This is a genomic window from Paraburkholderia sp. UCT70 (genome assembly GCF_050434085.1).
GTDB lineage: Bacteria > Pseudomonadota > Gammaproteobacteria > Burkholderiales > Burkholderiaceae > Paraburkholderia > Paraburkholderia tuberum.
The window spans coordinates 1181347-1194333 of sequence record NZ_JBNPVZ010000004.1; the positions used below are offsets into that span (position 1 = coordinate 1181347).

Sequence of the window (12987 nt, forward strand, 5' to 3'; positions counted from 1 at the left end):
TCCGCCACGCTTCGTGGACAAAGCACTAACTGGCGCCGATCACTACGGAGAAGGCGGCTCAATGCCGCCATTTTTGTTGGACGGTGATATCGGAAAAATGCACCTGAAAATGAGATGGCCGGAGCAATTGTGAATATCTGTCAAAACGGCTTTGTCTCAATTTAAAGTCATTGACCGTGTCGCGTTTTAGATGGTTAATTCGTCGGGTGTGTTCTGGGAAATCAGCAGAGGTCAAATGGAACAACAGAAATGGGATGAAACCGGGGGCAAGGATGAGTACCTGCTTTACCGTATCACCTATTCAGTCTACTCGAACTTCCCGCCAATGCAGTCCGCAATGGCGCACAACGCCGAAACCGGCGAATGCTTTCCGCAGGACGGGATTCGGTTGTATTCGATATGAACCATCACGTGGAGGATAACTGATGGTGCTCTTAGGCGTGCTCAATGGTCTAATGGTCTGAGAGCGCGAATTAATCTATGGGAGGGTCCAATGTACGAAAGGATGCGCTCCGCAGAGGAGATCATGGAAGAAATGAAGGCTCGCTTTGCGGAAATGTTCGAGGGATCAGATAACCAGGAATGTCTTGATTGTCGTATCACGTTCAAGATATACAAAGAGTGGCCTGATATGCCTCAGGCAATGACGATAAACCAGAAATCCGAGGAGGGGATTCCGATTAATGCGATCAGGGCTCTCCCATCCGGTTACGACATGAGGCAGGCGTTAGGGCAAGGCGGGGGGTGCCTCTGTCGCAATCGATCTGCGAGCCTGTTCGATGAAGAGCTTACGCTTCGCGATGCCAACGGATCGCCACTCGCCGACACGTATTACACGATTGAGTGGCGAGGTTTCCTAACGCGCGGCGTCACTGATTCCATCGGACGTACACAGCGGCACAAGACAGACGGCGCGCAAGCGGTGCGTATCTATCTTGGACACCGCGCGTCTGTCTAACAATTCTCGCAAAGTAACTCATACAATGGAGTAAATGTGACCGACCCGCTGCACGAATGCGTAACCAATACTGATCCTAATTCAAATGTCACCATATATTCCTCGCGCTTGTGTAAGCCGTGGAAATTTTCCGCGCAGGAACCAAGTTCCTTAAAGGTTGGGAACAGTTCAGCGCGACCATGTACGACAATGACGGCAGCAAAGCCGGAAATGCAACAGTTGGATATGGGCACCTTGTTCATTTGGGGAAAATATCCAGCGCCGCATCGGAAAAGCCATTTCAGAAAGGAATAACCGAAGCACAGGCCGAGACGCTACTTAAGGAAGATGTCAAGTGGGCGGAAAATACGATCAATCGAAAAATTCGGCTCCCGCTGTTTCAATTTGAATACGATGCACTTGTGTGCTTTATGTACAACCTTCAACATCATGGCGACAGTCTGCTCGATTTCGTTAATACTGGTGATTACAACAAGGTAGGTGATAAGATGAGGCAGTACGCCACGGTTAAGGGCCACCCGCTTAAGGGATTGCTGCGGCGTCGACACCGTGAAGCGGAAATGTTTGAGGCGGGGGTCTATGATTCATCGCACTAGTCTAATACTCGCACTCACGATCGCTCCGATCATTGCACCCGCTAAGACCGTGTATTCCGGTAAATTCGATTATCACTATTTTAAATCGCCGGATCAGTATTTTTCAGGTCATAGCGCCGCCGATGTGGCGCATATGTGTGACACTGGGGAGCATGCAAGCAATGACGACTTGGCGCAGTGTTCGCACCGTAAATTCGATCATGCGGCCCGTGCACTGGATAAAATCCTGCGATCGGCGAAATCCAAGATTGGAGGCAATGACAGTTCACTTAAAGCGGAAGGCGAACCGTTAGCTCTCCCTTACTTTTTGAAGTCGCAAGACGCTTGGGCACAGTACCGCGATAACGAGTGTTACACCGAAACCTATATGATGGGTGAGGCTGCCGAGCGCTATATTTTCTTTTGGGAGTGTATGGCAAATATCACCCGAGACAGAGTCAAGGAATTGCAGGAAGTCTTAAGAGACTAGGGAAACGCTGATCAATGCTTCGCCGCTACCGTTGTCGACGAGTCAGTTTGAAAGCGTCAGAACGGCGAACGAATTTTTGTTGTGACCGGGATGAGTTTTGCTCGAATACGGGCCAACTGCTCGCGTTTTCGTACACATGACGGACTTTCCCCATGTGTCGAGCGCAGTCGGTTCTTCGCGATCACCAGATTGGCCAAGGCGAACAGAGTGAACAGTTGCGCCGTGTTCTTGGCTAGACCTTTGTAGCGGACCTTGCGATGGCGGAACAGATTCTTGACGACATGAAACGGATGCTCGACCCGTGCGCGAATCTGCGCCTTGGTTCGCTCGACCTGGATCAGCAGATCCTTCAGCGCACCGTCACGCATTGCCTTGATTTTTCCGCGCTTGACAGCCACACGCCACTGCACCGGATTTCCGTGCATCTCGTCGCGCTTTTCAACGCCCGTGTAGCCGGCATCGCCGAACGCTTCCTGCTCATGCCCGTGCAACAAGGCATGGGCTTGCGATACGTCCGATACGTTGGCCGATGTACCCACCAGGCTATGCACCAGACCCGAGTCGGCATCGACGCCGATATGCGCCTTCATGCCAAAATGCCATTCGTTGCCCTTCTTCGTTTGATGCATCTCGGGATCGCGGCTGTTCCCGGCGTTCCTGGTGGACGGCGGCGCCTCGATAATCGTCGCATCGACCAACGTGCCTTCCATCATCAGCAAGCCGCGTTCGCACAGCGAAATGCCGATCTCGTCGAACAGCTTGCGCGTCAAGTCATGCTCGACCAGCAGACGGCGGAACTTCAACAACGCGGTCGCGTCTGGCACGTCCTCGACCGCCAGATCGATGCCGGCAAACGCACGCATCGCGATGCTGTCATACAGCGCGTCTTCCAACCCTTCGTCCGACAGCCCGTGCCACTGTTGGAGGAAGTAGATTCTCAGCATACGTTCCAGGCCAATCGGCGGTCGGCCCCGCTTAGCCTTCGGGTAGTACGGCTCGATGGCCGACAGCAAACGTGTCCACGGGACAACCTTGTCCATCTCCGCCAGAAAGCGCTGCCGCCTGGTTACGCGCTTCGCGCCCTTGCTTTCCGCTTCTGCAAAACCGATCTGCCGCTTCATCGCCGTGGATCCGTGCCGTGAGCCTCGTTTTACAACGTCCTCGGTGGCCGATGCGATGACCGCCGAGCCGAATAAATCAGTGTTTCCTTAAAGCTGTTGACCGTGGCTGCTTTGGGTGATTAATTCGTCGGGTGTGTTCTGGGAAAATCAGCAGAGGTCAAACGGAACAACAGAATCAGAAAAGTGCCATGGACGAGGAAGAGTGCCAAGCTTGCCGTATCACCTATTCAATCTACTCAAACTTCCCGCCAATGCCGTCTGCAATGGCGCTGAACCCCGAAACCGGCGAATGGTTTCCGTTCGATAGGCTGAAGTCGTATTCAAACGGTTACGACATGGCCGAAGCCCTCGGTTACGCATGGGCGTGCGATTGTCGCGGACGCTCACGGAATCGTTTCGATCAGCGGTTCACGCTAGCCGATGCTGGAGGTAATGCACTCCCTAATACGTATTACACCGCCCAACTTCCATCGGGCGCACTTGTTCACGGCATTATCGATTTGCAGGGACGCACCAAGCGCTACAGACTTCCAGGTGGCGGCCTGCAGGCAGGATGCAGCAAAACAGCGGCTCGAATTTTATGAATGGTTGTCTTGTCCGGACGATATGGAATCGTCGGAGCATCCGGAATGCTTAACGGTTAAAACGATTCTTGGACGCAAGAAATAAATCGAAATTGAGTTGAGTCCGATCTGTAACGAGAGGGAACTGCGCGTGGACGTGCGACAAGCTGTTGAACTGCGTACGCACGCCCGTTGAGGACGTGCCGCTTGCACAAGGGAAAACGCGTTCATTTCCGGTGAAGGATCATCCGAATTTGATCGTCGTGGCTTGGCGTGCAGGGGATGGGCGATGAGTGATCCGATCAATAAGGATGTGCGATTGCTTTTCCAGTGCTGCCCACGGAAGCACGATTTTCTGGACGCTTAAGCCCGACTATCTGAAAGCGACAGGCGCCAAAGCATACCGATGGAGAATCACTACGATACTGGTGGCGGCTATGGCCGCCCTATCTGGCAGCGCACATGCGGCTCAGTCTTACGACAGCTACGAAGCCTTGTACGTTGCCCAAGCGGGGGCAGTGTTTGGCGACCCGATCAAACAAAACGGGGACCCGACCGATCAAAACGCCGGCGTGGTCTATTCCTACCCAGGCGAGCCAGGCACTTTTATGAAGCTGCAAGCCAAACTGGAACGGAAAACGCTAAACATTGAGCTCTGGAAGGATCGCCTGGTAGTCGACGGCAAATCCTATCGCTTTGCGCACGCTACGACATTCCCCGGAGAGCATGTGTCGGAAATCTTTCCGCAATCAGCCAACGTATTCATTGCAGCGCGAACCGATACGCATCCGCCCTTACTCTGCGTGGAAGGGCACGGCAACGGTTCGGGCGAAGCCGGAAATCGATACCGGCAGATCTCGCTGCTGGTCAACCCTCTAGCGCGCAAGCCGACGTTTCTTCATCTGCCGAGTTTACTTTCGTCATGTCGGGCCGTCGTGGCGATGAAGGAAGGGAAGCTTGCCTTTCCGAATAACAGTTACGTATTCGACGATGCACAGGCATCCCGCGTTGGCCTGTTAGTGTCGTACTACGCGTTTAGAGATCAGCGATTTGTCCCGGTCCCGGCTCTAAAGCAACTCCGGCTCAAATTTACGCATCCAGAGATACCGTTTCAATTTTCCATTCAGGATGAGCACCAGGTATCGACGTTGCTATTCAACGAGATCAAATGATGGTGAAGCACCCGAACGCGCGGGATTGATCCAATGTCGACGTTCTATCAGCGCCCTTTAGGCTTAAAACTCGCCGACCACTTCATCGCAGGCAACTCAACGAGCCGATAGAACACATAGGCGGCCGGCACCGCGACCAGCATATAGCCGAACGACGGCCAGATCGACATCTGCAGCGACGAACGAAACAGCCACGCCGACAGCAACACGAAGATCGGCAGATGGATCAGATACAGCGAGAAGCTGAAGTCGCCGACGCGGGACAGCAAGCGCGACAGCGCGTGCGACCCTGCGCGAAGCAGCGCGAGCACGCCGCTCGCTTCGCGTTGCGGGTCCTTGCGCGCATCGAGCGCCTTGTACAGATAACAGGCGAAGCCGAGCGCCCAGATCTGGAACGCGCCGTACTGGCCGAAATGAAACGCGGCGCAGCCTGCCGCGATCAATACCGCCGCGAGCACATACAGCGATGCCGGCGCACGCGCCGCTCGCACGTTGCGCGCTTTGGCGTCGGCGATCCACGCACCGAGCGTCCAGGAGAACCAGTACGACGTGAAGAACTGCAGATCGTGGCGCTCCAACCCGTACGCGGACGCAACGTTGATCGCGCCGACGAGCGCGAGCACGGCGTTCATGCCGATGCGTCTGCGTAGCGCGAACAGCAGCGGATAGATCGCATAGAACTGCACTTCGAGCGACAGCGTCCACAGCGCGCCGTTCGAGCCATACGTTTTACCCGCCACACCCTGCAGCGAAAACAGGTTGACCAGAAACGGATGCCAGCCGATGTCGCGAATCTTGTGACTGACGGGCGGCAATTGCAGGCTCAACGAATCGAGCGCGAAGGTCAGTACGAGCGCCGCGAGCAGCACCGGGTAGATGCGCGCGAAGCGCCGCAGCCAGAAGTTGCCTGCATCGAGCCGGTAAGCGGGATTGCTCGCGAGCCGCAGCGCGCCGCCGCGATGGATGCAGTAGCCACTGATGACGAAGAACATCGGCACACCGGCCGAGCCCCATGCGATCGGAAACGTCAGATACGCGGCGAGACTGCCGGGACTCAATGAATGTCCGACGCTCTGATGAAACGCCTGCATGCCGACCCACACGATCTGGCGGCAATGAAAGTAGGCGACCAGTAACGCGGCGAAGCCTCGCATCGCGTCGATCGCGTGCTCCTTGCTGGCGCTATCGACACGCGCGTCGCTGCGCGCATGCGCCGCGGCCGGGTTTTTCTCCGGGCGCGGCAGCGGGGAGAGGGGCAGGGATGAGCCGGCGGCATCCAGTGCTGGGTCGCTCATACGCGGTCCTTATCTGAAGCGGAAAAAAGAAAAAATGGCGCGGAACAGGCCTTCGAGCGGGCGTCTTGCGCACCCGCGACGCATCCATGCTAGAACACCGCAATCCTGAAAAATGATTAAAAAATTCCATTTCGCATTGAATCCGACATCGATTTTGTGACGAATTGTAATTGCGCGTCGACGGATGGGGTATCGAATTATTTATCGCTTTTGTCGTGCTAATTTAAAGCAAGGATTTTCTGACCCCGAGGTGAAGTCATGAACCTGCATTTACTGGCCGGCGTGGCCGTCCTGCTGATCCTGGTGGCCGCCTCCGCCTACCGCGATGCCTTGCGCAACGAGCCGATTGGTCGTTACCGGATGAACCCAGGCAAGCTGCCACCGGTCGACGAACAGGAATGACGTGCTGCCGAAGCCGGTCATCGGGTCGCCAGGCGACCCGTGCCAGGGGCCGTCCGAAAGGTAAGACTTTCGGATTTGCTCGATCACCAACTGGCAATAGATACGTAATAATTTCCTCAATTTTTCACAATATCGCATTGCGATTAATGCGTGAATTATCCGAATTGAATCGGAGAAAGACCGCTTCCGTGAACCTCGCAGTTTTTCTGCTGGTTTTGCGCCGGCATTGATTGGCCGCCAGGTCCGCGAACACACCAATTTCTAACCGATGTGGGAATGCCTACCATGCTGAAAGTCACCAAAGCCGTGTTTCCCGTAGCGGGCCTCGGGACACGATTCCTGCCGGCCACCAAAGCAAGTCCGAAGGAAATGCTGCCGATCGTCGACAAGCCGCTGATCCAGTACGCGGTCGAAGAAGCGATCGACGCCGGCATCACCGAGATGATCTTCGTGACGGGCCGCAGCAAGCGCGCGATCGAAGATCACTTCGATAAATCCTATGAGATCGAGTCCGAACTCGAAGCGCGCAACAAGCAGAAGCTGCTCGACCTCGTGCGCAGCATCAAGCCGGCCAACGTCGACTGCTTTTACGTGCGCCAGGCCGAAGCACTCGGTCTCGGCCATGCGGTGCTGTGCGCCGAAAAACTGGTGGGCGACAGCCCGTTCGCGGTGATTCTCGCCGACGACCTGCTGCATAGCGCGAAGCCCGTGATGAGTCAGCTCGTCGATACCTTCAACCACTATCACAGCTCGGTGATCGGCGTCGAAACGATCGCGCGCGAGGACAGCCGCTCGTACGGCGTCGTCGACGGCCGCGAGTGGGAAGACAACGTGATCAAGCTGTCGGGCATCGTCGAGAAGCCAGCGCCGGACGAGGCGCCATCGAATCTCGGCGTGGTGGGCCGCTACGTGCTGATGCCGACGATCTTCAAGCATATCCGCGCGCTGAAGCCGGGCGCGGGCGGCGAGCTGCAACTGACCGACGCGGTGCAGTCATTGTTGACCGAGGAGCAGGTGCTAGCGTATCGCTACTTCGGCACGCGCTTCGATTGCGGCAGCAAGCTCGGCTATCTGAAGGCGACCGTCGAATTCGCACTGCGCCATCCCGAGGTGAAGGCTGAATTCGAGGCGTATCTGCAAGCCTTTATGCAGAACGAAGCGTCAGGTGGCGAGGCGGCGCAATTGACGGCAGAAGCCGCGTGAAGTGACACGACCTGGAAGGAAAAACGGGCGCCGCATTGCACGGCGCCCGTCGTCGTTTCGGCCGGACGGCCTCAACCCTGCTTCTTCACCTCGAGCCGGAACTTGTGCAGCAACGGCTCGGTATATCCGCTCGGCTGCTGGCGCCCCTCGAAGACGAGCGCTTGCGCGGCCTTGAACGCGATCGTGTCGAAGCCGGGCGCCATCGGCTGGTAGAGCGGATCACCGGCGTTTTGCGCGTCCACCACCTTGGCCATGCGCTTGAACGTCTCCTCGACGAGCTCGCGCTTGATCACACCGTGATACAGCCAGTTGGCGATGTGCTGGCTCGAAATACGCAGCGTCGCGCGGTCTTCCATCAGGCCGACGTTGTGGATGTCCGGCACTTTCGAGCAGCCGACGCCCTGGTCGATCCAGCGCACTACGTAGCCGAGAATGCCCTGCGCGTTGTTGTCGACTTCGGCGCGGATTTCGTCGTCGCTCCATTGCGCCTTTTCGACGACCGGAATCGTCAGCAGGCCGTCGAGCAGTTCGTCGCGCACCGTCGCATAGTCGGTGCGTTCGAGTTCCTGCTGGACCGCATGCACGTCGACCTGGTGATAGTGCAGCGCGTGCAGCGTCGCCGCGGTCGGCGAGGGCACCCACGCGGTGTTCGCGCCAGCCTTCGGATGGCCGAACTTCTGCTCGAGCATCGCGTGCATCAGGTCGGGCATCGCCCACATCCCTTTGCCGATCTGCGAGCGGCCGCGCAGGCCCGCGCTCAAACCGACCAGCACGTTGCTGCGCTCGTACGACGTGATCCACTTGCTCGACTTCATGTCGCCCTTGCGCATCATCGGGCCCGCTTCCATCGCCGAGTGCATCTCGTCGCCGGTGCGATCGAGGAAGCCCGTGTTGATGAACGCGACGCGCGCCGACGCTTCGGCGATACAGGCGAGCAGATTCACGCTGGTGCGGCGCTCCTCGTCCATGATGCCCATCTTGATCGTGTTGCGCGGCAGCTTCAGCAGGTCTTCGACGCGCGCGAACAGTTCGCTCGCGAACGCGACTTCGGCCGGTCCGTGCATCTTCGGCTTCACGATATAGATCGAGCCGGTGCGCGAGTTCAGCTTGTTGTGGCGGTCGCGCAGCGCGCACAGCGTCGTGATCACCCCGTCGAGAATGCCTTCCGGAATCTCGTGGCCGTCTTTCGTCACTACGGCCGGGTTCGTCATCAGATGGCCGACGTTGCGGATCAACAGCAGCGAGCGGCCATGCAGCTTGACCTGCGACTTGCCGTCGGCGCCGATGTATTCGCGATCGGCATTGAGCCGGCGCGTGAAGGTCTTGCCGTTCTTCGTGACCTCTTCGGTCAGGTCGCCGTTCATCAGGCCGAGCCAGTTGCGATAGAGCTGCACCTTGTCATCGGCGTCGACGGCCGCGACCGAGTCTTCGCAATCGATGATCGTCGTGACGGCCGCTTCGACGACGACGTCCTTGACATGGGCCGCATCGGTCTTGCCGACCGAATCGTTCGCATCGATCTGGATCTCGACGTGCAGGCCGTTGTGCTTGAGCAGCACCGCCGACGGCGTGCTCGCGTCGCCCTGATAGCCGACCAACTGCGCGGGTGTCCTCAGCGCCGTGGTGCCGCTCTTCAGCGCGACGACCAGTTGGCCGTTCTCGACGCTATAGCGCGTTGCGTCCGCGTGCGAGCCGTTCGCGAGCGGCGCGGCCTGATCGAGGAACTTGCGCGCGTACGCGATCACGGCTGCGCCGCGCACCGGGTTGAAGCCCTTCTGCTTTTCCGCACCGTCCGTTTCGGGGATCGCGTCGGTGCCGTACAGCGCGTCGTACAGGCTACCCCAGCGCGCGTTTGCGGCGTTCAGCGCGTAGCGCTGGTTCGACAGCGGCACGACGAGCTGCGGGCCGGCCTGTCCGGAGATTTCGCTGTCCACGTGGTCGGTCGTGGCCTGGACGCTGGTGGGCACGGGCACGATGTAGCCGATGCCTTCGAGAAACGCACGATACGCGCGCAGATCCCGCACCGGGCCGGGATTGGCCCGATGCCAGTTGTCGAGTTCGCTTTGCAGGCGGTCGCGCTCGGCGAGCAACGCCCGATTTTTGGGCGCCAGTTCGTGCACGAGGGCGTCGAATCCCGACCAGAAGGCGGCGCTGTCGATTCCGGTGCCGGGCAGGGCTTCGGATTCAACGAACTGGTCGAGGTTGGCGGCGACCTGCAGTCCGCCGCGTGGGTTCATCTGAGTCATCGACTGCTCCATCTGTTATGGGACCGACGAGGGGGCGTCGGTCCGCGTTTGTGTCTCGGGATTGCTTTGGCGCTCGGCGCTTTACACGCCGAGCGCCTGAATGCCGGCTTTCGCGATCTGCGCATCCTGCTCCGACTTGACACCCGACACGCCGACCGCGCCGACCACGTGGCCGTCGACGATCACCGGCACCCCGCCTTCGAGCGTGCCCTGCAGCGGTGCGCTGAGGAACGCGGTGCGGCCGTTGTTGATCATGTCTTCATAGACCTTGGTTTCGCGCCGGCCGAGCGCCGCGGTGCGCGCTTTTTCGGTCGCGATATACGAGGTGGAGGGCGCCGCGCCGTCGAGACGCAGCACCGCGAGCGGATGGCCGCCGTCGTCCGCGACGACGATCGCGACGGGCCATTTGTTTTTCTCGGCTTCCGCGCGGGCGGCATCGACAATGCGGGTCGTCTCGGCGACGGTCAACACGGGTTTGGTCAGCATAATGAATTTCCTGTCTCGGTGATGGGAAGGTGGCTTCTACAGCTTCTTTCGGTAACCGGCGATGCGGCGCTTCAGGAGATCCTCGGGGCTCCGTTGCAAGCTTCTTGCGGCTCTCCGGCGCGCGACTGATCCGACGATTTTACTTCCGCGCGAGGCAGCGCGAAACGGCGGCCTCTCCAGGCGGCTCAGCCCGTGCGCTCGACAGTGCCGCCGCAACGCCACGCGCGGGGAGGTCCACAAGCGCGGCCTGGTTCAGAAATAACGAGGTAGACCAGCAGATGAGCTGGTTTTCGAAGCATTCGTTACGGCCAGACAATGGTCGCGCCGCGAGCCGTAGCGGGGGCGACGGCTTCGGTTCATCGTTGGATGACAGCGGCAAGCGAACGAGGCCCGGTTCACGCTTTCACGAGTGAGCCAGACCCGCGCATGGGCGACGCGAACACCGGTTAGCCAAAGCCCGATGAGAGGGTCCGGCTCGCACGTCCACGTCAACACTAATTTCGGTACTATACGGATCTACTTTCAGTCCCCGATCTTCGCCGGAACTGCGCTCCCGACGCGTGTGCAACCATGCCTACCATCAACGAACTGTTCGTCTATCCGATCAAATCCTGCGCGGGCATCGCGCTCACCGAGGCGCGGCTGTTGGCGACGGGCCTCGAATACGACCGCAACTGGATGATCGTCGATCCCGAAGGCGCGATGTTCACGCAGCGCGCGTATCCGCGCATGGCGCTGATCAAGGTCGAACTCGGCGCAGAGGATCTGATCGTCAGCGCGCCGGGCATGCGTGAGCTGCGCACGCCGCTCGATGCCGCGCGGCTCGCCGCGGCACCCAGGGTCGTTACCGCAGTGTGGCGCGACGCGGCCTATGGGCTCGACACCGGCGAAGAAACGGCGGCCTGGTTCACGGAATTCCTCGGTCTGCCCGCGCGCTTGCTGCGCTTCGATCCCGAGCGGGAACGCATCGTCGATCCGGACTATACGGACAGCACGGGGGGCGCCACGACCTTTTTTGCCGATGGCTTTCCGCTGCTGGTGGTCGGCCAGGCCTCGCTCGACGATCTGAACGCGCGCCTGAACGGCAAAGGCGCACCGTCGATCAGAATCGATCGCTTCAGGCCCAATATCGTGCTCAGCGGCCTCGATGCCTATGAAGAGGACTATGTCGAGACGCTCGCCGTCGGCGCGAATGCGGACTCGAGCGCGCGCGTCGAGTTACGGCTCGTCAAGCTGTGCTCGCGCTGTCCGATGCCGACCATCGATCAGGCGCGCGGCGCGCCCGATCCCGACTGGCCGAACGAGCCGACCGACACGATGCTCGGTTATCGCGTCAGCGAACGCTTCGACGGCGCGGTCACGTTCGGCAACAACGCACTGGTCGCGAGCGGGGCGGGGGCCTGGCTGCGCGTCGGGCAGCAGGTCGACGCGGAGCTCGGGTTCGGCGATTGATGGGATGCAAGGCGGGCGAAGCCCGCTTCGATCGCCGATCAGGCTGCCCGCGCCATGGCCGACGCGGGTAGTGTTTGCCCATCTTGATTGCCGCGAGCTTCGCGTTCCCAGCAAGGCGCTTCGGCGCTCTCGCCAACCGCATTGCCCACCAGAATCACCGCCGGACTGCCGAAGCCCGCGCCGAGCGAATCGGCGGCGAGCCGATCGAGCCGCGTCAACAGGCGCCGCTCGTCGCTGCCGCCGGCCCACTGCACGACCGCGGCCGGCGTTTCGGCCGGCAGGTGCGCGAGCAACGCAGCGGCGATGCCGTCGATGCGCCGCATACCCATATAGATCGCGAGCGTCGTGCGCGTCGCGGCAAGCGCGGCCCAGTCCGGCTCGCCGTGATCTTCGGTGTGCGCGGTGACGAAGCTCACGCCGTGGCAATGCCGCCGATGCGTGAGCGACATGCCGAGGCCCGCGGCGGCCGCGAAGCCCGACGAGATGCCGTTGACGATCTCGACCGCGAGGCCCGCATCGCGCAGCACCGCGAGTTCCTCGCCCGCGCGACCGAACAGCAGCGCTTCGCCGCCTTTGACGCGCACCACGTGCAGCCCCTTCAGCGCATAACGCCGCATCAGCCGCTCGATGAACGCCTGCGGCGTCGAGCGGCAGCCGCCGCGTTTGCCGACGCGAATCACGCGCGCCTGCGGCGCGAGCGTCACGATGTCGGGATTCGCGAGGTCGTCGAGCAGCACGACGTCGGCGGCCGCTAGCGCCTTGACGGCCTTCAGCGTCAGCAAGTCGAGGTCGCCCGGGCCCGCACTCAGCAGCGTGACCTTGCCGGTGTTGGTGTTCATGTTGGTGTCCTTATGCCGTTAGTTTCTGTCGGCCCGAAACGAAAACGGCGCCCGCCCGTGAAGATCACGAGGGGACGCCGTTGTCCATTGCATTGCCTGTCGACGGTTGAGTCTGCGCGTCGCGACGACGTTGCCGCGATGACGTTGCGCAAGAGCAAGGCAAGGACCACGCCATCGATCCGATC

13 protein-coding genes and 1 pseudogene are annotated in these 12987 nt (G+C 59.9%); 9 read left to right on the plus strand and 5 right to left on the minus strand.

Translation table 11 applies throughout. The features are described from left to right. The first annotated feature begins 235 nt into the window (after positions 1–235). From OKW41_RS31060 to OKW41_RS31075, 4 genes are all read left to right on the plus strand, one after another. Positions 236–403, plus strand: a complete 168-nt coding sequence (locus OKW41_RS31060) for a hypothetical protein (protein WP_429575025.1) — start codon at positions 236–238, stop codon at positions 401–403. A gap of 123 nt (positions 404–526) precedes the next feature. Continuing rightward, positions 527–958: a hypothetical protein gene (locus OKW41_RS31065; RefSeq protein ID WP_429575026.1), complete on the plus strand. Its 432-nt coding sequence runs from the start codon at positions 527–529 to the stop codon at positions 956–958. Between the two features lie 119 nt (positions 959–1077). Then, positions 1078–1554 carry a lysozyme gene (locus tag OKW41_RS31070; RefSeq protein ID WP_429575027.1) on the plus strand — a complete coding sequence of 159 codons (477 nt, stop codon included), beginning with the start codon at positions 1078–1080 and terminating at the stop codon, positions 1552–1554. After that, positions 1538–2023, plus strand: coding sequence for a lysozyme inhibitor LprI family protein (locus tag OKW41_RS31075; protein WP_429449814.1), 486 nt, complete (start codon positions 1538–1540; stop codon positions 2021–2023). Before OKW41_RS31070 ends, OKW41_RS31075 begins: the two co-directional genes overlap by 17 nt. Positions 2024–2157: 134 nt before the next feature. On the opposite strand, the pseudogene OKW41_RS31080 reads toward OKW41_RS31075, so the two are convergent. Continuing rightward, positions 2158–3144: pseudogene (locus OKW41_RS31080) on the minus strand (IS5 family transposase); the annotation flags it as partial. 188 nt (positions 3145–3332) lie between these two features. Between OKW41_RS31080 and OKW41_RS31085 the strand changes: the two are divergent. Together OKW41_RS31085 and OKW41_RS31090 are read left to right on the plus strand one after the other, a co-directional pair. Next, entirely contained in the window at positions 3333–3728 is a 396-nt protein-coding gene (locus tag OKW41_RS31085; protein ID WP_429575028.1) for a hypothetical protein, read from the plus strand. A 416-nt stretch (positions 3729–4144) separates the two neighbouring features. Continuing rightward, complete coding sequence (locus OKW41_RS31090) at positions 4145–4879, plus strand: hypothetical protein (protein ID WP_429575029.1); 735 nt, start codon at positions 4145–4147, stop codon at positions 4877–4879. 47 nt (positions 4880–4926) lie between these two features. Here the strand turns inward: OKW41_RS31090 and OKW41_RS31095 are convergent, their stop codons facing one another. Then, complete coding sequence (locus OKW41_RS31095) at positions 4927–6174, minus strand: acyltransferase family protein (RefSeq protein WP_429575030.1); 1248 nt, start codon at positions 6172–6174, stop codon at positions 4927–4929. A 258-nt stretch (positions 6175–6432) separates the two neighbouring features. Here OKW41_RS31095 and OKW41_RS31100 point away from each other — a divergent pair, with 258 nt between their 5' ends. Then, complete coding sequence (locus OKW41_RS31100) at positions 6433–6576, plus strand: hypothetical protein (RefSeq protein ID WP_429449821.1); 144 nt, start codon at positions 6433–6435, stop codon at positions 6574–6576. Between the two features lie 285 nt (positions 6577–6861). After that, positions 6862–7779 carry a UTP--glucose-1-phosphate uridylyltransferase GalU gene (galU, locus tag OKW41_RS31105; RefSeq protein WP_429449823.1) on the plus strand — a complete coding sequence of 306 codons (918 nt, stop codon included), beginning with the start codon at positions 6862–6864 and terminating at the stop codon, positions 7777–7779. 71 nt (positions 7780–7850) lie between these two features. On the opposite strand, the gene OKW41_RS31110 is transcribed toward galU, so the two are convergent. Further along, complete coding sequence (locus OKW41_RS31110; RefSeq protein ID WP_429575031.1) at positions 7851–10025, minus strand: malate synthase G; 2175 nt, start codon at positions 10023–10025, stop codon at positions 7851–7853. Between the two features lie 81 nt (positions 10026–10106). Continuing rightward, on the minus strand, positions 10107–10511 hold the full coding sequence (locus OKW41_RS31115) for a heme-binding protein (protein WP_013089473.1): 405 nt from the start codon (positions 10509–10511) through the stop codon (positions 10107–10109). A gap of 570 nt (positions 10512–11081) precedes the next feature. Here OKW41_RS31115 and OKW41_RS31120 point away from each other — a divergent pair. Then, complete coding sequence (locus OKW41_RS31120) at positions 11082–11963, plus strand: MOSC domain-containing protein (protein WP_429575032.1); 882 nt, start codon at positions 11082–11084, stop codon at positions 11961–11963. Positions 11964–12001: 38 nt separating this feature from the next. Here OKW41_RS31120 and cobA read toward each other — a convergent pair whose 3' ends face one another. Next, positions 12002–12802, minus strand: coding sequence for a uroporphyrinogen-III C-methyltransferase (gene cobA, locus OKW41_RS31125; RefSeq protein ID WP_429575033.1), 801 nt, complete (start codon positions 12800–12802; stop codon positions 12002–12004). Positions 12803–12987 lie beyond the last annotated feature (185 nt).

Coding starts and splice junctions, on each gene's coding strand:
- OKW41_RS31060 (WP_429575025.1), top strand. CDS start 236: ATGGAACAACAGAAATGGGATGAAACCGGGGGCAAGGATGAGTACCTG.
- OKW41_RS31065 (WP_429575026.1), top strand. CDS start 527: ATGGAAGAAATGAAGGCTCGCTTTGCGGAAATGTTCGAGGGATCAGAT.
- OKW41_RS31075 (WP_429449814.1), top strand. CDS start 1,538: ATGATTCATCGCACTAGTCTAATACTCGCACTCACGATCGCTCCGATC.
- OKW41_RS31085 (WP_429575028.1), top strand. CDS start 3,333: ATGGACGAGGAAGAGTGCCAAGCTTGCCGTATCACCTATTCAATCTAC.
- OKW41_RS31090 (WP_429575029.1), top strand. CDS start 4,145: ATGGCCGCCCTATCTGGCAGCGCACATGCGGCTCAGTCTTACGACAGC.
- OKW41_RS31095 (WP_429575030.1), bottom strand. CDS start 6,174: ATGAGCGACCCAGCACTGGATGCCGCCGGCTCATCCCTGCCCCTCTCC.
- OKW41_RS31100 (WP_429449821.1), top strand. CDS start 6,433: ATGAACCTGCATTTACTGGCCGGCGTGGCCGTCCTGCTGATCCTGGTG.
- galU (WP_429449823.1), top strand. CDS start 6,862: ATGCTGAAAGTCACCAAAGCCGTGTTTCCCGTAGCGGGCCTCGGGACA.
- OKW41_RS31110 (WP_429575031.1), bottom strand. CDS start 10,025: ATGACTCAGATGAACCCACGCGGCGGACTGCAGGTCGCCGCCAACCTC.
- OKW41_RS31115 (WP_013089473.1), bottom strand. CDS start 10,511: ATGCTGACCAAACCCGTGTTGACCGTCGCCGAGACGACCCGCATTGTC.
- OKW41_RS31120 (WP_429575032.1), top strand. CDS start 11,082: ATGCCTACCATCAACGAACTGTTCGTCTATCCGATCAAATCCTGCGCG.
- cobA (WP_429575033.1), bottom strand. CDS start 12,802: ATGAACACCAACACCGGCAAGGTCACGCTGCTGAGTGCGGGCCCGGGC.